Source organism: Thalassospira sp. (genome assembly GCF_048059015.1).
Taxonomy (GTDB): Bacteria; Pseudomonadota; Alphaproteobacteria; order Rhodospirillales; family Thalassospiraceae; genus Thalassospira.
Genome location: NZ_JBLLNT010000007.1, coordinates 183,112 through 203,567, shown reverse-complemented (window position 1 = coordinate 203,567; position 20,456 = coordinate 183,112). Strand labels below are relative to the sequence as shown.

Below are 20,456 nucleotides of genomic sequence, written 5' to 3'. Positions count from 1 at the left end.
TATCAGTTGGCGGGCGCGTTCAAATCTTCGGCGAGAAGACCCAGAACAAAGCTTGAAAGATCCTGATCAACCGGCGGGACGATCATGCCGTCAATCACCAGCATGGCGATGCCGTGCGCACGGCTCCAGGCGGCGAGTGCGCGGTTATAGGCGGTGGCGGCCTCGGTCAGGGTCATTTCAGCCTTGCGATCAACCGATGTGACCGCGCGCTGCAATACATCAAATGCGTTATCAGCGGCGTCGCGCAATTCCGGATATTGATCAAGTGGCGGGCGTTCGCGCCCGAATATCAAACGGAAATGCTGCGGGTTTTCGACGGCAAACCGGACATAGGCCGCACCAAGCGCCATGATGCGTTCTTCGTGTTTGTCAGAGCCGCCTGCAACTTCTTCAAGCTGCTCGGCAAAGCGTTCAAACGCATTGATCGCCACTGCCGCCAAAATGCCATCCTTACCGTCAAAATGACGATAGGGGGCGGCTTCCGAAACACCGGTCATGCGCGCCAGTCGGCGCAGCGAAAGACCAGTGGGGCCTTCATCGATCAGGATTTTTTCGGCTTGCTGTAAAAGAACATTGCGGACGTCACCGTGGTGATATTTCCCCATAAGCTCGCATCTCGTTTTTCTTATGTTAACTTTGTTAACATTATCGCGGGGCAAGCCTGATTTCAAGACCAAATGTCAGAAAATGGTCAGGTTTAAAGCCGCCGCAGTCCAAGACGGGATCAGCTTACTTAATGTGATGAATGGTGAATGCCGGGAAATGGCGTGTGTCAGGCAAGCACGAAGTCAAACCGGGCAATGTCGCCGTCGCTGGCGGATTGCAGCTTCATTAAAAGCGCGCTGTCGTAAAGATGATCAAGCTCGTTGCGTGGCTCGTTCGGGAAATAGAGCTGTGTTGTCAGTGTACGGCCATTGGGCGGTGTGATCTTGATATGGTAGTGCGGGGTGCGTCCGGCATATTCGGCAGGGCGGATCGTTTCAAAGTAATAGCGGCCCTGCGCATCGGTCGTCTGATAACCGCGCAGTTTGAAGCCGCGATTATCGTACTCACCGTCCTGGTTGGCATGCCACAAATCAACCGTCGCCCCGGCAATCGGTTTGCAATCACTGCCAAGAACATAGCCAATCAGCGTGATCGGGCTCCCGTTCGCATCGGATCGGAAATCGCGCTTTTCCGGCGGATTATCAGTATAGAACGGACCTTCGGTACTGGAACGTGTCGGGCCATCATCAGGTCCGCATGATGGTGTTGTGGGCAAAATTGCTTCATCGCCTTGGGCAATCGGGGCCAGAACCGCATTGCCAAGCACAGCAGAACCCGCCGCCAACCATCCCTTAAGAACAGTTCGGCGCGATAGCGAAGACAGGTTATTGGTGGCTGACATCAGTGGGGCTACTCGCAGCTCAATCGATCATGATGCATTAGAGATATGATTGATCCGCCATTCGACAAGGGCTGAAGTCGAAAAATCATTTATGAACAAGGACAAAGCAACTCGCCGCCAGAATATGGGCGGCGGCTTTAAGTGTTACTTGTTCGTGTCGTCATTCGTCGGCGGTGTTGCATCTGTTGGCTGTGCGGAGTCTGTCGTCGTTGGGGGCGTGGCAGTTTCGTCAGTTGAAGTAGGCTTTGCTTCGGCATCGGCCGATGCCGGTTGTGCATCAGGTTCTGACGGCGGTGCATCTTGAGAAGCGACTTCTGTGTTTCCAGGTTTGCCATCGGTTGTGTTGGCGTTTGTTTCTGCCGCAGAGCTATCTGGTGCGGTGGCTTCGCTTGATGCAGTGGTTGCTTGGGCGGACGGTTCGTCTGTGGTCGCATCTTCTGTTTCGGTGCTTGCTGCAGCATCCTCTTGGTTTGGGGCTTCTTGTGCGTCGGACGGTGTATCAGAGGTTTCAGGCTCGTCGTCGTTGCCTGCTGATGACGTGTCCGATGTCTTGGCTTTCGCCTCATCATCGGATTTCACATCGGCATTGAGATCAACACTTGGTGCCTTGGGGGATTTGTCCGAGGCAGGGCGATCCGGGCGGATCAGGAATTTGTCGGCCAAGGCGTCCTGACCGACCAAAAGCGGTTGATCAAGTCCCGCCATTTCAAGCAGGCCGATATTCACAACCCGCTCAACCCCGCGCAGCACCATTCGGGTCTTGATAACCGGCGCATGGACGCTGGCGCTGTTGCTGCTGGTTTGAACATCTCTGTAACCCGCAATCGGTACGGAAAGCTGCCAAACGATGGTGCGGGCATGAAGCGTGCTATCGGCCTCTGGCGGGCATTTCAGTGTGAGTGAGAATGATGCGATTTCCGGGGAAGGGGCGGTTGCATCATCGTCGCCACTGTCCGCATCACCAGATGGCGCGTCTTCAGTTTCGCCATCTGTGCTAAGGTCACTGACAAACAAACAGGTCTGCGGTGCTGCGCCAAGGATCATGGCAGGCAATCCCGATATGCCCCATTCGGGCAAATCAACGGCTTCGTCCGGATAAAGGACGGTGCGGTTTTTCAGTTGCGCATCCGTGCCAACGGTTCCGCCTTTGGCGGACTTGTTGTTGGATGCTGCAAGTGTGATCAGGGTTTTGAGCAATATCGGGTTCATGCAATACAGACGTGGCACGAACCCGGTTGTGACAAGAAAATCCGGGTCGCTAAATCAGCTCGGGAAATGCTTGTTCACGTTCCAGCCTTCGCATTGCGCACGATGGCGCAGAAGGTGATCAGCCAGAACGATTGCCGCCATGGCTTCGCCAACCGGAACGCCGCGAATGCCAACGCAGGGGTCATGTCGACCCTTGGTCACGACATCGACTTCCTTGCCATAGATATCGATGCTTTTGCGCGGGGTCAGGATCGAGCTGGTCGGTTTGACCGCAAAGCGCACGACGATGTCCTGACCAGATGAAATACCACCCAGAATACCGCCCGCATGGTTGGAGCCAAAGACCGGCTTGCCATCATTGCCAAGACGCATTTCATCAGCATTTTCAATGCCGGTCAGTTCGGCTGCTTCAAAGCCATTGCCAATCTCGACACCCTTGACCGCGTTGATCGTCATCATTGCCTTGGCCAGATCTGCATCAAGCTTGTCATAGACCGGATCGCCCAGGCCAACCGGAACGCCCGAACAAACAACCTCAATCACCGCACCGACCGATGATCCGTCTTTGCGCAGGCCATCAAGATATTCTTCGAATACCGGAACGGCTTCGGGATCGGGGCAGAAGAACGGGTTGTTATCAACTTCGTTCCAGTTCCAGTTATCGCGATTGATTTCCTTGGTGCCCATTTTGACCAATGCGCCACGGATCTGGATGTCATCACCCAGAACCTTGCGCGCAATGGCACCGGCCGCAACGCGCATCGCGGTTTCACGCGCTGATGAACGTCCACCACCGCGGTAATCGCGCGTGCCGTATTTCTCCCAATAGGTGTAATCGGCATGGCCCGGGCGGAACTGGTTTTTGATCTCGCCATAATCCTTGGAACGCTGATCAACGTTTTCGATCAGAAGCCCGATCGGGGTGCCCGTGGTTTTACCTTCAAACACACCAGACAGAATTTTGACCTGATCAGGTTCGCGGCGCTGTGTGGTAAAGCGCGACTGACCGGGTTTGCGTTTTTCAAGGTAATCCTGAATATCGGCTTCTGAGAGTTCAAGCAGCGGTGGGACGCCATCAACAACACACCCGATTGCCGGGCCGTGGCTTTCGCCAAAGGTGGTGAAGCGAAAGAGTGTTCCAAAACTGTTGCCAGCCATAACCGAAAATCCAGAATTCAAATATTTAAGAGACAAAACGGGCCGCCCCACAGGGCAGCCCGCAAAATCAGATCATGCTCAGATCAGGCTTTCTGAACATTGATGTCAGGTGCGTCTGCCTGCTTCATGCCAACGGTGTGGTAGCCGCAATCGACATGATGGGTTTCGCCCGTAACACCGGTCGACAGATCCGAAAGGAAATACAGACCCGAACCACCAACATCATCAAGCGTGACGTTGCGGCGCATCGGCGAGTTGTATTCGTTCCATTTCAGGATATAGCGGAAATCACCAATACCGGACGCCGCAAGCGTCTTCATCGGGCCTGCGGAAATCGCATTCACACGAATGCCATCCGGGCCAAGGTCATTGGCAAGATATTTCACGCTTGCTTCAAGGGCCGCTTTGGCAACGCCCATGACGTTGTAATGCGGCATGACTTTTTCTGCGCCGTAGTAGGACAGGGTCAGAAGCGATCCGCCCGCGGACATCAGCTTTTCCGCACGCTGTGCAACAGCGGTGAACGAATAAACAGAAATGTTCATCGAAAGTGCGAAGTTTTCCGGCGAGGTATCGACATAGCGACCACGCAGCTCATTCTTGTCGGAGAAACCGATGGCATGCACGACAAAGTCAAGCTTGCCCCATTTTTCCTTGAGCGTGTCAAAAACCGCGTCGATGCTGGCTGCATCGGTCACGTCACATGGCAGGACGATGTCACTGCCAACAGACTCCGCCAACGGACGCACACGTTTTTCGAGTGCTTCGCCCTGGAAGGTAAAGGCCACTTCGGCGCCAGCAGCGGCGGCGGCACGTGCGATACCCCAGGCGATGGACTTGTCATTGGCGACGCCCATAATCAGGCCACGCTTACCGGCCATCAGGCCCGAAATGTTTTCGGTGGACAGGCTCATATTCCCTCTCGTTCCCACGATCTCTCTCTGGCAGGTGGAGGCATTCAAAAAAAGCCGCGACCGGCACAGAAGGCATTAGACATTTGGCGCATCCTACACAAAGCGCGGCCAAGGTCAATCTGACCTGTCATAACGTGTGCAGGCACGCTATCCTGTTGATCACGTGCAGTATAACCGGAAAATGCGTAGGGATAAGCGTTTAATGGTCGAAATACGGAAATTGATCCTCGATCGCACGGCATTCTGGCGCTACGCGATTATGCGATTTGTCTATGATAAATCGATCCAGCGCGCGGCGGGTCTGTCCTATACCACGCTTCTGGCGTTGGTGCCGCTTCTTGCCGTGGCCCTTACGATTTTGTCGGCGTTCCCCGTCTTTGATCAGTTCAAAGACCAGATCATGGATGTGATCTTTCGAAACTTCCTGCCCGAAACTGGGGAGCAGGTTGTCGAATATCTTGGCAGCTTCCTGCAAAATACCGGGCAGATGACGGCAATTGGCACCATCATCTTGGCCATGACAGCGATCATGTTGCTGGGCTCGATCGAAGGGGCGATGAATGAAGTCTTTCGGGTCACAAGCCCGCGCAAATTTCTGTCCCGCCTTGTCGTTTTCTGGACGCTTTTGACCATCGGCCCGATGTTGCTTGGTCTTAGTCTGTCGATCGCATCCTATATTTTTGCCATGCGCCATACGGTGGGGGCCGAAAACCTGGGTAATCATATTGGCCAACTGACCTTCCTTGTGCCCTTTATCCTATCGAGTGCGGCGTTCTCGCTGCTTTTCATTGGTATGCCCAACCGATCAATCGAGATCGTTGACGGGCTTGCAGGCGGGGTGGTTTCGGCTGCTTTGTTTGAAGCGCTAAAAAAAGGATTCGGTTTTTACGTCACCACATTCCCGACCTATCAGACGATCTATGGTGCGGTCGCAATTGTACCGATCTTCCTGCTATGGATGTATCTGACTTGGATTGTGATTTTGTTGGGCGCGCAGGTGGCGGCTGCCAGATCAGAATGGCGGGCCGCGCGGGCGGCGGGGCTTATCCCCGATCCGCGTGGTGCTGTTCCTGGCAATATGGAACGCATCATCGCCGTTCTTCGGGTTCTGGAATATCTGCAGGATCGCTTCCATGTCGCTGCTCAGCCGCCAACATACCGCAAGATGATGCGCGAGCTTAAACTTGGCGGGCGCGACCTTAATTGGGCGTTGGCGGCATTGCGTCGTGAAAAGCTTATCAACCGATCAGATAATCACCGCTGGCTTTTATGTGGGGATTTGTCACGCATCACACTGATGGAACTGATGACGCGGCTTGGGCTGTTTCTGGATTATGATCGTCTGTTGGTGGTTCAGACCGAAGGCGGCTGGCCGATCGTCATGCGTGATCGCTTGATCGAGCTTGAGAAAAAGCGTCAGACGGTTCTGGATGTCAAAGTTGGTGATTTGCTTGATATGCCGCGCCCCGAGGACAAGATCCCGGAAAAAGTCACACCGGAAGCACATCAGATCAGAGGCAATCAGATCGATCAAAACGACATGACAGATACGATGAACTGAGTGACCCATCTGTGAAACAAAACAAAAGGCCGGACAGAGTGTCCGGCCTTTTGTTTTTGCGCGTTGAGTTTGTTTAGGTCTCGCTGGCAGCTTGGCTCATTTCGATTTTGATCGGCGCGTCGCCACTGCGCAGGTGCAGATCGCGTTGCGGGAACGGAATTTCGATATCGTGTTCCTTGAACGCATCCCAGACATTAAGCAAAATCTCGCTCATGATATTGCCACGGCCATTTTGCGGATCATTGATCCAGAAGCGGATTTCAAGATCGACGGAGTTATCGCCAAATCCGCGCAACAGTGTATTGGGGCCAGGATTATCGAGCACACGTGAACATTTTGCCGCCGCCTCGTTACAAAGCTTGATCGCGAAATGCGGATCACAGCTATAGGCAATGCCAACCGGGATTTTCAGGCGCAGTTTGACGTCGGAATGGCTCCAGTTTTCAACCTGGGTTGTGATCAGGTCTTCATTCGGGATCAGGAATTCGGTGCCATCACGGGTGCGAACGGCGGTGTAGCGTGCGCCAAGCGACTGGATCCAGCCAAATGTTTCACCAATCGCAATCACATCACCCGGTTTGATCGACCGATCCAAAAGCAGGATCACGCCACTGATCAGGTTGGCGACAATGCGCTGCAGGCCAAGGCCGATACCAACACCAACTGCACCACCAAAAACCGCAAGGGCGGTCAGATCAACGCCGATGGTCGAAAGTGCAAACAGAACCGCGACAGACAGCAACACAAGCTTAAGCAGCTTGGACATAAGAACCTGAACCGATGGCGTCAGGCGGTGGACTTTCTGGATGCGTTGTTCAAACAGGCGCGACGCAAAGGACGCGACCCAAAGAAGAACCGCCAAGGACAAAACGGCCTTGATGATCCCATAGACCGAAACACGGAAGTCACCGACCTGAAGGGCAAGGCCATCCAGGATTTCGATGCCCGGTTCAAGCCAGCCAACGATATTGAGTGCGGCCAACGTCCAGGCGATGGTGGCAATCGTGCGTGACCAGACCGGGTCATTAACAATAGCCGCGGCCAAGCGGATCACGATCCAGGCATTCAGCAAACTTGCGACAAGCCGCACGACGTTATGGCGGTACCCCGCCTGAATGGCGATGGCATCAATCAACCAGACCGTGACGACCAATATCAGTGGAAAGGCAAGGTCGGGCAGGACCGTTGCAAGGCGCCGAAACCCCGCATAATGGAGAAGCGGCTTCCAGTTCTGTAAACGTGATAAAAGCGACGCCAATTGGGATCGCAGCAAAAAGGCGGGGATTGTTGCAATCGCGCAAGCTGCAATCTGGATCAGGATGGGAACCAGCAACACATTGGCCGAAAGCCATTCGATCGCCTGTTCAATCCACGCAATATACTGATCCGGATTTGTAAGCTGTTCCATCTTTCCCCTGACATTTGGTTGGTCTTGTCGGGTGCAAAACCCTTTAAAACCATATGGTAACACGAAACCATATTTACAGGCAGTCGTGTTGATCAACTCTGGCGGGTGATGGGGTTTAGTACGGGGGCGAGGGGGCTATGGTTTGTTCTGACAACAAAAAAGCCGGCGATTGCCGGCTTTGATGGTGCTGATCAGCGCGTTTTATAAGGATGCTTGTCCGACCATTTCTTGATGAACTCGACCAGCTCATCATCGCGGTCGTCGGGCAGTTTGACGGTCAGGTGAACATATTGATCACCGCGCTTGTTGCCCCGGTCATAAGGTGCACCCTTCCCACGCAGGCGAAGCTTGGTGCCGCTATTGGCATTGGCCGGAAGCTTCATATTCACCTTGCCATCGACAATCGGCACTTCGATGGAGCCGCCAAGGATGGCTTCACCAAGGCTGATCGCCAGATCGCAATGAATGTCATTGCCTTCGCGGCGGAAGGTCTTGTCCGGATGGACATGAAGCTTGATCAGCGCATCGCCTGCTTCGCCGCCATTCATGCCCGCCATGCCCTGACCTTTCAGGCGAAGGGTCTGTTCATCTTCGCTTCCGGGCGGAATGCGGACCTCAAGGCTTTTGCCACTGGCAAGGTTGATGCGTTTGGTCGTGCCAAGGATGGCTTCGGCAAAATCAAGGCTGAGTTCATAGGAGATGTTCGGGCCTTTGACCTTTTGCGGTTTGCGTTCACCGCCAAAGCCCCCAAATCCGCCGCCGCCACGGCCGCTGCGCCCCTTGCCAAAGATCTCGTCAAAGATGTCCTCGGCATTGGCACCGGAAAAGCCAAACGGATCACCGCCGCCACCGCCAAATCCACCACGGCCAGCACCACCTCCACGCCCAAACGGGCCTGTTTCGCGGCCATCGGCGTCAATCTCGCCATTGTCGAACTTCTTGCGGCGTTCAGCGTCACCCAAAAGGTGATAGGCGCTTGAAACCTTTTTGAAGCGTTCTTCGATTTTGGCATCGCCGGGGTTTACGTCTGGATGGAGCTCTCGCGCCAGTTTGCGATAGGCTTTCTTGATTTCATCCTGGCTGGCGGTTTTGGAAACGCCGAGTGTCTTGTAGGGATCCTGCATGTACCGACCGGTTGTCTAAACAAAAAGCACGTTGGTTCATTATTAGATCATGAACCGCAAAAGATGAACCACATTTGCGCGAAGTATGTCGTGACCAGATCCGAGATATGAAAAAGCGGTGCAGATCGCAAGGATCGCACCGCATTTTTAATGGTGCGGCCAAGGCCGCAAAGTCATCAGATCAGTTCACAACTTTCCAGCTGCCATCAGGCTGGCGGCATGCGGTGCCATAGGCGGTTTCTTCCTGGCCACCGATCATCACCGTTTGCTGGTACTCACGGCAATATTCCTGGGTTTTCGGTTCCTGATAGGTGCGGGTTGGCGTCACCGTACCCTGAACGCCAGTGTCCGGGTTGTTCCAAGTGGTTGTCTGGCCGGTCGGTGTGGCTTCAAGGGTGCGCTGGGTGCTGTTGGCCATGATCGCACGGTCCGCGTTATCAAGCGATCTGCCGACTTCGCTACCGATGAATGCACCAGCCAATGTACCAAGGGCAACACCAACAAGCTGGCCACTGCCTTTGCCAAATTGTGCACCGGCAACAGCACCACCAACGGCACCAAGAAGGGTACCTGCGGTTTGCTTCTGGCCCTGATCCTGGGCGCAGCCGGCGATGAATGCGGTCATGACGACCGGAATTACGATATGACGGAATTTCATGTTTGTTTTGCCCATCTTGTCTTTACAGTCCCAACCGATATGCTTTGGATATATATATTGATCCAACGTTGAAGCTGCCACCGTAGTTCCGAATTAGTTGATCGTAACGGCAACAAAATTCAATCAGCCAAAGGAATCCTGTTCCCAATGGACGAAAAAAATACGCCAAAATTGGGGCATGAACCCCACAATGCCCCATTTGAGATGTTCGATAGCTGGTTTGAAGAAGCCAAATCGAGCGAAAAGGCCTATCCCGATGCCATGACGCTTGCGACAGCAGACGCGCAAGGTCGTCCGTCGGCCCGTATCGTGCTGCTTAAGGAATTTGATCCGCGCGGGTTTGTGTTTTACACCAACTATGAAAGCCGCAAGGGCGATCAGTTGGGCGAAAACGGCTATGCAGCACTTTGTTTCCACTGGAAGACGCTTGAAAAATGCGTTCGCATCGAAGGCAAGGTTGCCAAGGTGGATGATGCGGAATCTGATGAATATTTCGCATCGCGTCCGCGCGGCAGCCAGCTTGGTGCTTGGGCATCGATCCAGTCCCGCCCGATGAGTGGCCGGTTCGATCTGGAAAAACGTGTCGCGGAATTCACCGCCAAGTTTGGACTTGGCAAAGTGCCGCGTCCTGATCACTGGGGCGGGTTCCGTCTTGTGCCTGATCGGATTGAATTCTGGTCCGAAGGCAAATTCCGCCTGCATGATCGCAAACTTTTCACGCGTGATGCGAACGATGAAGGCTGGGACACTGCAAAGCTGTTCCCGTAAGACAGCGGAACGGGGCTGAACTCCTAAAAAACAAAACGCACAAGGTCAGATGACTTTGTGCGTTTTGTTTTTTGTGTTGTACCCGATTAAGCGTCGTCTTCAGGGGGACAAAATGTTTCCTGAAGTACGGCAATGATCTTCATGATATCGGGATTAGCCAGCGAATAATAAATCGTCTGAGCGTCGCGACGGGTTTTAACCAACCCCTCGCGGCGAAGGCGTGCCAGATGCTGTGACAGGGCTGATTGTTTAATGCCCAATTCATTTTCAAGCGTGCCGACAGATTTTTCCAAATCGCCAAGCGAACACAGGATCATAAGACGCCACTCGTTGCCGAGCGTCTTTAAAAATTCAGCTGCTTCACGTGCATTTTCATGCAGTGCTTCATAATCCATCCGCCAGAAACCTCGTTTCTTTTCCCACTCTTTAGTCTGCGAAACGCAGCCAATAGTTGGTATCCTCTCCCACGGCGATCGACCCAGATCGCCAAGCCGACATCGTAATCACAACCATAGATGATACAATCATTTTATGTGTTACTCTTACGGAAAACTGGGATTATCTTTGTGTTGCGGTGCGTAAAATTCATCGCAACTGCCAAAAAATTGATCCTGAACAAAGACCTTGGCGATTGAAGAACGCATATTGGTTGCAAACCTGTATTGAATATGTCCGATTTGGATCACGCTCAGTGCAAAACTGACAGGCGGGAGTGAGTATCATGGCAATACGTACAATACTGGCACCAGTGGCAGGAACGGCGATTGATCAGCGTGTCCTGGCTATGGCCTTTAAAATGGCCAAGCGGTTCGATGCCCATCTTGAAGCTTTGTTTGTTGCTGCCGAACCTCAGGACGCCATTCCGATCGTTGGCGAAGGCATGTCTGGCCTGATCATCGAAGAAATGATCCGTGCCGCTGAGAGCGAGACCGAAAAACGCGAGGTCAGCGGCAAGGCAGCCTATCAGGCTGCATTCGACAATGCGGGCATAGATGCAAGCGATGCCCCAACGGCAGAAGCCAAACCCACCTGCGCTTGGCGCAAGGATAATGGCCGCGAAGATGAAACCGTCGCACGGCGGGGACGGTTGTTTGATCTGGTCGTCATTGGCCGCGATCCCAAAGAAGCATCTGCGTCGCTTACCTTTGACGCGGCCTTGATGGAAACGGGCCGCCCGATTTTGGTCGCACCAGAAGTCGCACCAACCACCGTCGGTGAAAAAGTTATGATTGCCTGGAACGGTGGGGTGGAAGCCGCGCGTGCCGTAACATCGGCCATGCCGCTTCTGCGCACCGCCAAGGAAGTCACAATTGTTAGCATTGGCGACGTTCCTTATGGCCGCGCATGCGGCAAAGCCTTGGCCGAACAGTTCCGCTGGCATGGAGTTCGAAGCAGCAGTCGTGGATAATACCGACAGCGGCAATGTTGCTAATGCCTTGATATCCGAGGCGGAAAAATGCGGGGCCGATACCATCGTTCTTGGTGCCTATAGCCATTCAAGGTTCAAGGAGATGATCCTTGGCGGTGTGACGCAGGATATGCTGGCAAAATGCAGCTTGCCGCTATGGATAATGCACTGACCTCAAGGTCACGATAAGCACATGATATCGCGTAATTAAATTACCTATCCGAATGTATATTGCTGAAAAGGCGCACTTTCGTGCGCCTTTTTTCTGTTGCATCCGCGAATAATTCACGACAGGGTTACGGAAATCTTACAAAGACGAAACCCCGAAAAACGAGGCGTTTCGCACCGAGGAAAGAAACGTCTGACAGGGGAAGTCCCATGTTGTCATTACGCGATATCATTGATTTCGCGGCCATGTCCGAAGACCTGGCACATGAACTCAATAACCCGAAAGTAGGGCTGCCTGATCTTGGCGCCGTGGTTGCTGGGCAATCCGGTTTTGCTGCTGCCATGCGTGGATGCGGTGCAACACCGTGTGCTGCCAATGATTGTGACGGCGACTAACGCCAACTGGCATTTCGCCGCAAATTCCCTATTTCGAAAACAGATCAATCTGATCCTTGTTGCCATCGGCCTTGTTTGATGCCGGTGCTTCTTCTTCCCACGCCAAGACATGATCGGGCAGAGGGCCCAGCATGTAACGCACATCCCCAAAGCCATGTCCCGGATCAAGCCAGTCATTTAGATGATTGGGGCCAATGACTGCTGGCATGCGGTTATGGATATGGGCAATCGATCGCGATGGGGCGCAGGTGATGATGGTGGCTTCTCGTCCGTTTTCCAGTCCGGCAAACAAGAATGGTTGATGATCGGGAAGCGTGATCTGGTTCTTGTGCTTGGCATTGCCGTCTTTGCGCCATTCATACCAGCCGGTTGCCGGGATCAGGCAACGCCGTTCCAGTAGGGGACGAAAGGTTGGCTTTTCCGTAAAAGTCTCGGCACGGGCATTGATCATCGGCGCATTAAGCCCGGAAACACTAAGCCCCCAATTACGGATCGCTGCCTTGTGGTGGGGCAGAATGACTGCAATCGGATCGGTCGGGCGGCGCGTTCCGGTCAGGCTTTCAAAGGCTGTGTCAAAATCATCTTCGCCAATATCGTCAGATGTGCGTGCCGCATCAAAGCCATCGGGCATGGCCATACGGCGAATATCATCCATCTCCAGACCCAACTGCACCTGAAAGGCACGGATATCGCTGTTAAGGTCAAATCGGCTGCACATGCGTTTGCCCAAAGTTATCTTGCGGTGCTCTTCAACCTTGCCAGACCTTGCCAATTTAAATGGCTGGCGTATCTGTTGGGAAGAAGGCCCGAAAATTTTACCTTAAACAGGGCTTTTCCTTCAATGGTTTGGCATGGCAGTGCTATAACAAACCGATCAAGGCACGATAGCGTGCATATGTCGCGAAGTGAGCAAACTAAATGACCAGCAACGCCCCAAAAACAGTCGTCCTGACAGGTGCCAGTCGTGGCATTGGTCACGTCACCGTTGGATATTTTGCCAAACGTGGCTGGCGGGTGATTTGTTGCTCACGTGAAGCGCCGCCGCCCAGCTGCCCGCGCGATCCGGCACAGGGCATTCACATTTCTGCTGATCTGTCCAAGCCCGCAGATGTTGAGAATTTTATCGCCAAGGCCAATGAAATCCTGGGCGATGATCCGCTTCATGCGCTGGTCAATAATGCCGGTGTGTCGCCCAAAACGCCCTATAAGGAGCGCCTTGGTTGTCTGAATGGCGATATCGATGCCTGGCGTGATGTGTTCGAGCTGAACTTCTTTACCCCGTTAACACTTGCGCGTGGATTTGCGTCGGCCTTGCATCGTGGCAAAGGCGCGATTTGTAACATCACCTCAATCGCGGGCCATTATGTCCATCCCTTTGCCGGATCTGCTTATTCAACGTCAAAAGCAGCCCTTTCGGGACTGACCCGCGAAATGGCGGTCGAGTTTGCCGAACTTGGTGTGCGGGTTAATGCGGTCGCACCGGGCGAGATCAAGACAGACATGATTTCCCCGGAATATGAGGCACTGGTACCGCGTATCCCGATGAACCGCATGGGAACACCCGAAGACGTTGCTGCGGCTGTGCATTATCTGGTCGGTGAAGACAGCAGCTATGTCACCGGCACTGAAATTTTCGTAACCGGTGGGCAGCACCTGTATTAAGCAGGCAGCGATTTCTTGGGTGTTATAAGACGATCAAGGCAGCCCGTCGTGGCTGCCTTATGCGTTTGGTTCGATGTAAAAGGCCGGATCGTAATCAACTTTGCCAGACGGTATTTCATCGATGAGCGGGCGGGCCATGAAATACTGATCAGGCACACCTTCAAGCTTGAGATCGGGCAGGGGGGCAAAGCCAAAACGGCTGTAATAGTCCGGCTCCCCCAGAACGACGCAGCCATGTGCATCTTCGGCGCGTAAGTGACGAATGCCGCTTTGGATCAGTTCGGACCCGATCCCCATCCCCTGACGATCAGGATTAACCGCAACCGGACCGAGCCCATACCAGTCACAATGCTTTCCGTTGATCTTCACCGGGGAAAAGGCAATGCAGCCAACAAGTTCGTTGTCTTGTTCTGCAATAAGCGAAAGGGTGAGCTGGCCACTTTTGCGCAGCGCATCAACAATCAGATGTTCAGTCTGCTGACTATGGGGTGCTGTTTCAAACGCACTGGCCAATAGCGCAGTTATCGCCGCGAAGTCATTTTCGGTTTCTTCACGTATGAGCATCTTCCGTCCCTGCCTGTGACGTTGGACCGGCTTCCTGCTGGCCTTCTGTCTCGACTATAACGGGAAAATATCTCAGGCCAACAGACTTTTAAGCCAGTCGCGCTTTTGTTCGAGGCGTTTGACTTCCATTTCAAGCCAGCCAGTAAAGTTCGCGGCCTCATTGGAATGTTCTTCGCGAAGGGCCAGAACACGTTCCAGATCAAGCTCACAAACGTCCTGAAGGATTTCGACCTGTTCAGCGCGGATGTCATCATCCAGCAAATGCAGGAACCGCATTTTAAGCGCCATGATCAGACGCGAAAGTTCACCGGATGTATCGCGCAAATTGCCCTGCATCAGTTCGATGAATTTCTCATGCCCGGCCTTGGTCAGGCTAAGCTGCGCGTCGGAAAACGACCCCTGGGCGGTATCTTCCTTGACCAGGCCTTCAAGCTTGAGCAGCTGAAGCGAGCTTCCCATCATATCAAGTGACGGCCCCATGATATGGGACATGAAATGACGCACCGAATTGGCCAGGTCAGCATAGCTGATCGGCTTGTCGGAAAGGGCGAGGGTGCCAAGCGCGCACAGGCGCAGACATTCTTTGGGAAGCAAGGTTCTATCCGAATACATGGGCGGTCCCTGATGTGGTGACGGGCCCGACGTTAACGCGAACGGTTCTTAATTGCAAATATTAATCTTCACCGACCATTCTGATCGATCAAGACAGCCTTCAATATAGAACGCATGCCCGCGAAAGCAATTCTCGGGTGTCAGTTACTCCCTGATACGCCGATAAAAAGTCCACAGATCATGAAATGGGATCACGAAAAAGGCCGGGGCAAATGACCCCGGCCTTTTGAATTCGGATTTGGTGGTATTACGCGACCTTGGAAATGCCCAACTGGCTCCAGACCGCAAGGAGGGAGTTGATCAAATGATCCATCAACTCGTCATTATGGAGCGGGCCAGGGGTAAAGCGCAGGCGTTCGGTGCCGCGCGGGACGGTCGGGTAGTTGATCGGCTGAACATAGATGTCATGTTCAAACAAAAGGCGGTCACTTGCTTCCTTGCACATCGCGGCATCGCCAACCATCAACGGCACGATATGGCTTGGTGCATCCATGACCGGAAGGTCAGCAGCCCGCATGCGCGCACGAAGGGTATCTGCACGTTCCTTTTGGGCGGCACGCTCTGCATCGCTTTCCTTAAGATGGCGGACAGAGGCCAGCGCACCAGCGGCAATGCTTGGCGGATGGGAGCTTGTGAAGATAAAGCCATTGCCGAAGCTACGCACAAAATCGACAATTTCCGGTTTGGCAGCGATATAGCCGCCAATGACACCGAATGCCTTGGCTAGTGTGCCCTGAACGATATCAACCCGGTCCATCACGCCGTCGCGTTCGGCAACTCCGCCGCCACGCGGGCCGTACATGCCAACCGCATGGACTTCATCAAGATAGGAAATCGCGTTGTATTTTTCACACAGATCAAGGATCTGTCCGATTGGCGCAATATCGCCATCCATCGAATAAACCGACTCAAATGCGACGATCTTGGCGCGTGCGGGGCCCAAATCCTTGAGGATCGCTTCAAGATGTTCGACATCATTATGGTTCCAGATTCGGCGTTCGGCCTTGGAATGGCGCATGCCTTCAATCATTGAATTGTGGTTCTGGGCGTCCGAAATGATCACGCAATCAGGCAGCTTGGAACCAAGCGTTGAAAGCGTCGTCCAGTTTGCAACATAGCCGGACGTCATCAGAAGGGCAGCTTCCTTGCCATGCAGATCGGCGAGCTCACGCTCAAGCGCGACATGCAAATGGTTGGAGCCGGAAATATTACGTGTGCCACCCGCACCACCACCTTGACCGGTGATAGCGCTTTGCATGGCATCAAGGACCTTCGGGTGTTGGCCCATGCCCAAATAATCGTTGGAGCACCATACCGTGATTTCACGGGCGGCTTCACCGTTACCGGGATGGTAAAGGGCCTTGGGGAATTTGCCGACAATACGTTCGAGATTGGCGAATACGCGATAACGGCCCTCAGCCTTGAGTCCGGACAACGCGTCTTTGAAGAAGTTATTGTAATTCATACTTGTTTCTTTCGCCTGTCTCTTTGCGCGCCACTTCTGTTTTAACATCCGCGTCGCTACAAAGCTCTGGTCTCGTCCAGATCAGCGGTCTGATCCTGGACATATCCTCCGGTTTGACCGGGTCTTTCTTGTTCCCTTATCGGTCATGGCAACCGATAAGGCATTGACCCTTGTCAAAAATTAAAGCGATTCCAGAATTCTTTGGAACCGTTAGATCAGAGAAGGCGTTCCATCTTTCGTTTGTCGATCTCGTTTGTGGCGAACGTCGCCGATACTTAATTCCCAATTTGGCCCTATTGGTTTCATTTGGCAAGGATTCCCGCGCCAGAAAGACCGCAATAATATCGATTTCGTTTATAGTTAAAATCGATTAATTGGTGTAATTGTTGTGTTTAAATCTATCTTTAGGTCGAGTACTGCGATGTGAATGTTCCTCACATACCGGCAGATGACTACTGTTTGGCCCGGTTTAGCTGCGATCAGCGGTGTTCACTGGGCTAAAAAAACGAAACCCGCACAGCATTTCGGCCGCGCGGGTTTTGAATGTCACTGAATTATGTAGTGATCGTTAAAGTGAAGCTTCCCATTCGGTCAGGGCGGCTTCAACCGCATCAAACATTTCATGGATCTGCGTTTCGGTGATGATCAACGGCGGGCAGAAGGCCACGGTGTCGCCCAAGGCGCGCAAGATCACACCCTTGGCAAGGCAAGCTTCAACAACCGCTTTGCCAGTCGCGCCATATGGCTCAAACGGCGTTTTCGCGCATTTATCTGCTACCAATTCAAACGCACCAATCAGGCCGCGTCCACGGGTTTCACCGACATGTTCGAACTTGTTCAAGTCTTTAAGGCGTTTCTGGAACGGCGACATGACGGTACGGACATGTTCGATAATGCCGTCTTCTTCGTAAATCTTGAGCGTCTCAAGTGCAACCGCAGCCGCAACCGGATGGCCGGAATAGGTAAAGCCATGGCCGAAGGTGCCAACTTCGTTCGAGCCCTTTTTGACGGCTTGATAAATCTTGTCATTGATGAACAAGGCCGAAATCGGCTGATAGGCCGATGACAGTTGCTTGGCGACCGTGATCATGTCGGGTTTCAGGTTAAAGGTCTCGGTGGCGAACATCCGACCGGTACGGCCAAAACCGCAGATCACTTCATCGGCAATGAACAGAATGTCATAGCGATTAAGGACTTCCTGCACCTTTTCGAAATAGGTTCGCGGCGGAACGATCACGCCACCGGCCCCCATAATCGGTTCGGCGATGAAGGCACCAACCGTTTCCGGGCCTTCTGCCTGGATCAGGTCTTCAAGCTGCTCAGCCAGACGGGTGGCGAAATCTTCTTCTTCCTCACCCGGAAGCGCTTCGCGCCAGTAATGCGGGGTGTCGGTATGAAGGATGCGATCAATCGGCAGATCAAACAGTTTGTGATTGCCCGGAAGGCCGGTCATCGAAGCCGCTGCAACCGTAACGCCGTGATAGCCTTTTTTGCGCGAAATGATCTTCTTCTTCTCGGGCTGACCGATTGCGTTGTGATAGTACCAGACCATCTTCACCGCAGTATCGGTTGCTTCTGACCCGCTATTGGCAAAGAAGACCTTTGACATCGGCACCGGCACGATTTCCAGAAGCTTCTCCGCCAGATCAATTGACGGGTTTGTGCTTTTCGATGCAAAGGTATGGTAAAACGGCAGTGTGTTCATCTGCTTCGTCGCGGCCTCAACCAGGCGCTTTTCACTAAAACCAAGGGATGCACACCAAAGACCTGCCATGCCCTCGGTCAGTTTGCGGCCTTGGTCATCGATGACATAGATACCATCACCGCCAGTGATGATATGCGGGCCGGTTTTTTCGTGAACCGCATGGTTGGTATAGGGATGCAGATAGCTTGAAACATCCCGACTTGCATCGGAATTGCTGGGGATGGTCGGATTGACGTTGGTGGCGTCGATGGTCATGTCGAACCTCAAAATTCTGGAAGTGGGGCCCTGAAACCCGTTTGATTATCTTCGCACTTTAAGCCCAAGACAGGCGGGCGCAATCATTTCCTGCGGCTTACGTAATCTTTGCCAATGAGACACAGCCCAAAAGCCAAAACCGGCCAGAATTCCTGACCGGTTTTGTGTTGGATTTTGCGGTGGATATCGCGATTAGTGCGACATCAAAACCGGCACCGTCATGTGACGCAGAAGGTGTTGCGTAACACCGCCCATCATCAATTCGCGCAGGCGCGGTCGGCCATAGGCACCACAGACAATCAGATCAATGCTTTCATCCGCAGCGCGCGATAGCAGCAAATCACCAACGCCGATGCCCGTCGCATTCATGCTTTCCTTGCGGACTTTGATGCCGTGGCGATCAAGGCGTTCGGCAATATCAACGCCCGGAACCGGCATGGTGTCGCGTGCTGCCTTGTTCGGATCAGCACACAGAACCAGTGCGGATTTGGCATTTTCCAGAAGCGGCATGCTGTCATTCACTGCACGGACGGCCTCGCGATATGGTTTCCAGGCAATCATGACGCGTTCGCCAACCTTATCGAACCGACCAACATAGGGCACCACCAGAACCGGCGCGCCGGATGTCAGAATGACTTTGTCTGGCATTTCCGACATCGAGCACGGATCGCTGCTTTCCGGATCATATTGACCCATGATGGTCAGATCATGATGGCGGGCATACATCGCAGCCGTGTCTGCGGTGGCGGAAGCCGCACAAGATGTCTGCTGCCAGCTAAAGGTGATACCAGCAGCTTCACAGGCGCTTTCGAATTCCTTGCGCGCACCTGCGGCCGTTTCGGCCATCGCGGCACGCTGCTGGGAAATGATTTCTTCGGTGATCTGCACTTCCATGAAACGCGGGATTTCAGGATAGGGCAGCAGATACAAACCCGTCAGATGGGCGTTCTGCGCCTTGGCAATTTTCAGCGCAACCGAAAGACGTTCCTTGCAGGCAGATGTGGTGTCGATGTGAACAAGAATATCCCGATACATAAGCCGTTCTCCAGTGGGTAAGGGACGTGGCGCAGACCCCTTTGGTGCAAAGCACTGCAGGCCATAACGTCATGAACAAACCTTACGCCGCTGGTGGACGGGTTTCTTTGCTCTATCTCAAATGGAATTATTCAAAGTTGTATTTCTATCGAAATACAGGTGTTTAGCCGTCCGCACCGGGTTCCGTCATCGGGATGACTTTTTCCATCGATGGTTCGGTGCCATTGGTGGCCGGTGCCGGCATGGCCGGGGTATTCGTGACAGGTGCGGGCATGATGGGTTGGACCATTGGTTGCGCGTCATCTGACATTGATGGCATCGGCGCGGTTGATGACGGATTGCTCATGAATGATTCCATCGTCGTATCTGCCGAGATCATCGTCAGCGTCTTATGAAGCTGCTGTGAAAGCGTGCTCCAATTGGTTTGAAGGGTGGCGCAGGCGGCAGCATCCCCGTCCTGAACGCAGCGCTGCGCCATGCGATCAAGAATGCCAAGCGCAATGCGCGCTTCATCGATCTGCTGTTGCTGGATCAATGCCAGCACTTTGCGAGACGGATCTTCCATCATCACAAGATTGCTGGTGGTTGTGCCTTGTGCCGTCGTGGATGGGGCAGCGGCGGCACCATTGGCCGGCGGCCCCCACGGGGTGACGATGGTTTGGGAGCTGTTGGCGACCGTGACGGGTTCCTCGGTACTGTGCAAACAGCCAGACATGGCAAAGGCCAGTGCAAGAACCGGCAGGCATTTGGCAGTCTTGTGCAGTGACATGCAGTGCTCCTCGGACCGGTGGCGGGTGCCGTGGTCACGTCAGTTTGTTGTCCCGTGGATCATCATAGTTGGTGCTATGACTTTGCTTTTGCTTGGGAACATATTGAACCGAGTTGAACTTTCTGTCCAGAAAAGGCCGGATGACAAGTCGATGAAACAAAAAACGCCTGCCGAAAACATCGACAGGCGTTTGAAGCTTTGAGATTGCCATCATCGTGGCAATCGGGACG

Annotated in this window: 22 protein-coding genes; 6 read left to right on the top strand and 16 right to left on the bottom strand. The window is 53.5% G+C overall.

Going from position 1 to position 20,456, the window contains the following annotated elements; all coding sequences use genetic code 11:
- Nucleotides 1-2: 2 nt before the first annotated feature.
- The 5 genes from ACMZ66_RS11770 to fabI form a co-directional block, all read right to left on the bottom strand.
- A complete protein-coding gene (locus tag ACMZ66_RS11770; protein WP_416937396.1) occupies nt 3-605 on the bottom strand; it encodes a TetR/AcrR family transcriptional regulator in 603 nt (200 codons plus the stop codon).
- 167 nt (nt 606-772) lie between these two features.
- Nucleotides 773-1,387: an intradiol ring-cleavage dioxygenase gene (locus ACMZ66_RS11765; protein WP_416937395.1), complete on the bottom strand. Its 615-nt coding sequence runs from the start codon at nt 1,385-1,387 to the stop codon at nt 773-775.
- Between the two features lie 144 nt (nt 1,388-1,531).
- Nucleotides 1,532-2,596: a hypothetical protein gene (locus ACMZ66_RS11760; protein WP_416937394.1), complete on the bottom strand. Its 1,065-nt coding sequence runs from the start codon at nt 2,594-2,596 to the stop codon at nt 1,532-1,534.
- 54 nt (nt 2,597-2,650) lie between these two features.
- Nucleotides 2,651-3,754 (bottom strand): chorismate synthase, encoded by a 1,104-nt coding sequence (gene aroC / locus ACMZ66_RS11755; protein ID WP_416937393.1) that lies wholly within the window; start codon nt 3,752-3,754, stop codon nt 2,651-2,653.
- Between the two features lie 83 nt (nt 3,755-3,837).
- Nucleotides 3,838-4,668 (bottom strand): enoyl-ACP reductase FabI, encoded by an 831-nt coding sequence (fabI, locus tag ACMZ66_RS11750; protein ID WP_416937392.1) that lies wholly within the window; start codon nt 4,666-4,668, stop codon nt 3,838-3,840.
- A 202-nt stretch (nt 4,669-4,870) separates the two neighbouring features.
- Between fabI and ACMZ66_RS11745 the strand changes: the two genes are divergently transcribed.
- The gene (locus ACMZ66_RS11745) at nt 4,871-6,229 is read left to right on the top strand and encodes a YihY family inner membrane protein (RefSeq protein ID WP_416937391.1); all 1,359 of its coding nucleotides are present in this window, start codon (nt 4,871-4,873) and stop codon (nt 6,227-6,229) included.
- Between the two features lie 73 nt (nt 6,230-6,302).
- Here ACMZ66_RS11745 and ACMZ66_RS11740 read toward each other — a convergent pair whose 3' ends face one another.
- From ACMZ66_RS11740 to ACMZ66_RS11730, 3 genes are all read right to left on the bottom strand, one after another.
- On the bottom strand, nt 6,303-7,637 hold the full coding sequence (locus ACMZ66_RS11740) for a mechanosensitive ion channel family protein (protein WP_416937390.1): 1,335 nt from the start codon (nt 7,635-7,637) through the stop codon (nt 6,303-6,305).
- Nucleotides 7,638-7,828: 191 nt separating this feature from the next.
- Entirely contained in the window at nt 7,829-8,761 is a 933-nt protein-coding gene (locus tag ACMZ66_RS11735) for a DnaJ C-terminal domain-containing protein (RefSeq protein WP_416937389.1), read from the bottom strand.
- A gap of 181 nt (nt 8,762-8,942) precedes the next feature.
- A complete protein-coding gene (locus ACMZ66_RS11730; protein ID WP_416937388.1) occupies nt 8,943-9,419 on the bottom strand; it encodes an RT0821/Lpp0805 family surface protein in 477 nt (158 codons plus the stop codon).
- A 147-nt stretch (nt 9,420-9,566) separates the two neighbouring features.
- Here ACMZ66_RS11730 and pdxH point away from each other — a divergent pair, with 147 nt between their 5' ends.
- A complete protein-coding gene (pdxH, locus tag ACMZ66_RS11725) occupies nt 9,567-10,187 on the top strand; it encodes a pyridoxamine 5'-phosphate oxidase (RefSeq protein WP_416937387.1) in 621 nt (206 codons plus the stop codon).
- Nucleotides 10,188-10,273: 86 nt separating this feature from the next.
- Here pdxH and ACMZ66_RS11720 read toward each other — a convergent pair whose 3' ends face one another.
- Nucleotides 10,274-10,582, bottom strand: coding sequence for an ArsR/SmtB family transcription factor (locus tag ACMZ66_RS11720; RefSeq protein WP_416937386.1), 309 nt, complete (start codon nt 10,580-10,582; stop codon nt 10,274-10,276).
- Nucleotides 10,583-10,908: 326 nt separating this feature from the next.
- Between ACMZ66_RS11720 and ACMZ66_RS11715 the strand changes: the two genes are divergently transcribed.
- The 3 genes from ACMZ66_RS11715 to ACMZ66_RS11705 all read left to right on the top strand — a co-directional run bounded on the left by ACMZ66_RS11715 (nt 10,909) and on the right by ACMZ66_RS11705 (nt 12,159).
- A complete protein-coding gene (locus ACMZ66_RS11715; protein WP_416937385.1) occupies nt 10,909-11,595 on the top strand; it encodes a universal stress protein in 687 nt (228 codons plus the stop codon).
- Entirely contained in the window at nt 11,588-11,767 is a 180-nt protein-coding gene (locus ACMZ66_RS11710) for a universal stress protein (protein WP_416937384.1), read from the top strand. Before ACMZ66_RS11715 ends, ACMZ66_RS11710 begins: the two co-directional genes overlap by 8 nt.
- A 206-nt stretch (nt 11,768-11,973) precedes the next feature.
- Entirely contained in the window at nt 11,974-12,159 is a 186-nt protein-coding gene (locus ACMZ66_RS11705; protein WP_416937383.1) for a hypothetical protein, read from the top strand.
- Nucleotides 12,160-12,187: 28 nt separating this feature from the next.
- Here the strand turns inward: ACMZ66_RS11705 and ACMZ66_RS11700 are convergent, their stop codons facing one another.
- On the bottom strand, nt 12,188-12,877 hold the full coding sequence (locus ACMZ66_RS11700; protein WP_416937382.1) for an SOS response-associated peptidase: 690 nt from the start codon (nt 12,875-12,877) through the stop codon (nt 12,188-12,190).
- 200 nt (nt 12,878-13,077) lie between these two features.
- On the opposite strand from ACMZ66_RS11700, the gene ACMZ66_RS11695 reads away from it, so the two are divergent.
- The gene (locus ACMZ66_RS11695; RefSeq protein WP_416937381.1) at nt 13,078-13,821 is read left to right on the top strand and encodes an SDR family NAD(P)-dependent oxidoreductase; all 744 of its coding nucleotides are present in this window, start codon (nt 13,078-13,080) and stop codon (nt 13,819-13,821) included.
- Nucleotides 13,822-13,878: 57 nt separating this feature from the next.
- Here ACMZ66_RS11695 and ACMZ66_RS11690 read toward each other — a convergent pair whose 3' ends face one another.
- From ACMZ66_RS11690 to ACMZ66_RS11665, 6 genes are all read right to left on the bottom strand, one after another.
- Nucleotides 13,879-14,385 carry a GNAT family N-acetyltransferase gene (locus ACMZ66_RS11690; RefSeq protein ID WP_416937380.1) on the bottom strand — a complete coding sequence of 169 codons (507 nt, stop codon included), beginning with the start codon at nt 14,383-14,385 and terminating at the stop codon, nt 13,879-13,881.
- A gap of 72 nt (nt 14,386-14,457) precedes the next feature.
- Nucleotides 14,458-14,979, bottom strand: coding sequence for a hypothetical protein (locus tag ACMZ66_RS11685; protein ID WP_416937379.1), 522 nt, complete (start codon nt 14,977-14,979; stop codon nt 14,458-14,460).
- Nucleotides 14,980-15,244: 265 nt separating this feature from the next.
- On the bottom strand, nt 15,245-16,462 hold the full coding sequence (gene hemA / locus ACMZ66_RS11680; RefSeq protein WP_416937378.1) for a 5-aminolevulinate synthase: 1,218 nt from the start codon (nt 16,460-16,462) through the stop codon (nt 15,245-15,247).
- Between the two features lie 568 nt (nt 16,463-17,030).
- On the bottom strand, nt 17,031-18,422 hold the full coding sequence (locus ACMZ66_RS11675) for an aspartate aminotransferase family protein (RefSeq protein WP_416937377.1): 1,392 nt from the start codon (nt 18,420-18,422) through the stop codon (nt 17,031-17,033).
- A gap of 192 nt (nt 18,423-18,614) precedes the next feature.
- On the bottom strand, nt 18,615-19,457 hold the full coding sequence (locus tag ACMZ66_RS11670; RefSeq protein WP_416937376.1) for a universal stress protein: 843 nt from the start codon (nt 19,455-19,457) through the stop codon (nt 18,615-18,617).
- A 163-nt stretch (nt 19,458-19,620) separates the two neighbouring features.
- A complete protein-coding gene (locus ACMZ66_RS11665) occupies nt 19,621-20,226 on the bottom strand; it encodes a hypothetical protein (protein WP_416937375.1) in 606 nt (201 codons plus the stop codon).
- Between the last annotated feature and the right edge of the window lie 230 nt (nt 20,227-20,456).

Excerpts from the sequence above, each read along its gene's own strand:
- ACMZ66_RS11770 (WP_416937396.1), bottom strand. The coding sequence starts at position 605 with ATGGGGAAATATCACCACGGTGACGTCCGCAATGTTCTTTTACAGCAA.
- ACMZ66_RS11765 (WP_416937395.1), bottom strand. The coding sequence starts at position 1,387 with ATGTCAGCCACCAATAACCTGTCTTCGCTATCGCGCCGAACTGTTCTT.
- ACMZ66_RS11760 (WP_416937394.1), bottom strand. The coding sequence starts at position 2,596 with ATGAACCCGATATTGCTCAAAACCCTGATCACACTTGCAGCATCCAAC.
- aroC (WP_416937393.1), bottom strand. The coding sequence starts at position 3,754 with ATGGCTGGCAACAGTTTTGGAACACTCTTTCGCTTCACCACCTTTGGC.
- fabI (WP_416937392.1), bottom strand. The coding sequence starts at position 4,668 with ATGAGCCTGTCCACCGAAAACATTTCGGGCCTGATGGCCGGTAAGCGT.
- ACMZ66_RS11745 (WP_416937391.1), top strand. The coding sequence starts at position 4,871 with ATGGTCGAAATACGGAAATTGATCCTCGATCGCACGGCATTCTGGCGC.
- ACMZ66_RS11740 (WP_416937390.1), bottom strand. The coding sequence starts at position 7,637 with ATGGAACAGCTTACAAATCCGGATCAGTATATTGCGTGGATTGAACAG.
- ACMZ66_RS11735 (WP_416937389.1), bottom strand. The coding sequence starts at position 8,761 with ATGCAGGATCCCTACAAGACACTCGGCGTTTCCAAAACCGCCAGCCAG.
- ACMZ66_RS11730 (WP_416937388.1), bottom strand. The coding sequence starts at position 9,419 with ATGAAATTCCGTCATATCGTAATTCCGGTCGTCATGACCGCATTCATC.
- pdxH (WP_416937387.1), top strand. The coding sequence starts at position 9,567 with ATGGACGAAAAAAATACGCCAAAATTGGGGCATGAACCCCACAATGCC.
- ACMZ66_RS11720 (WP_416937386.1), bottom strand. The coding sequence starts at position 10,582 with ATGGATTATGAAGCACTGCATGAAAATGCACGTGAAGCAGCTGAATTT.
- ACMZ66_RS11715 (WP_416937385.1), top strand. The coding sequence starts at position 10,909 with ATGGCAATACGTACAATACTGGCACCAGTGGCAGGAACGGCGATTGAT.
- ACMZ66_RS11705 (WP_416937383.1), top strand. The coding sequence starts at position 11,974 with ATGTTGTCATTACGCGATATCATTGATTTCGCGGCCATGTCCGAAGAC.
- ACMZ66_RS11700 (WP_416937382.1), bottom strand. The coding sequence starts at position 12,877 with ATGTGCAGCCGATTTGACCTTAACAGCGATATCCGTGCCTTTCAGGTG.
- ACMZ66_RS11695 (WP_416937381.1), top strand. The coding sequence starts at position 13,078 with ATGACCAGCAACGCCCCAAAAACAGTCGTCCTGACAGGTGCCAGTCGT.
- ACMZ66_RS11690 (WP_416937380.1), bottom strand. The coding sequence starts at position 14,385 with ATGCTCATACGTGAAGAAACCGAAAATGACTTCGCGGCGATAACTGCG.
- hemA (WP_416937378.1), bottom strand. The coding sequence starts at position 16,462 with ATGAATTACAATAACTTCTTCAAAGACGCGTTGTCCGGACTCAAGGCT.
- ACMZ66_RS11675 (WP_416937377.1), bottom strand. The coding sequence starts at position 18,422 with ATGACCATCGACGCCACCAACGTCAATCCGACCATCCCCAGCAATTCC.
- ACMZ66_RS11670 (WP_416937376.1), bottom strand. The coding sequence starts at position 19,457 with ATGTATCGGGATATTCTTGTTCACATCGACACCACATCTGCCTGCAAG.
- ACMZ66_RS11665 (WP_416937375.1), bottom strand. The coding sequence starts at position 20,226 with ATGTCACTGCACAAGACTGCCAAATGCCTGCCGGTTCTTGCACTGGCC.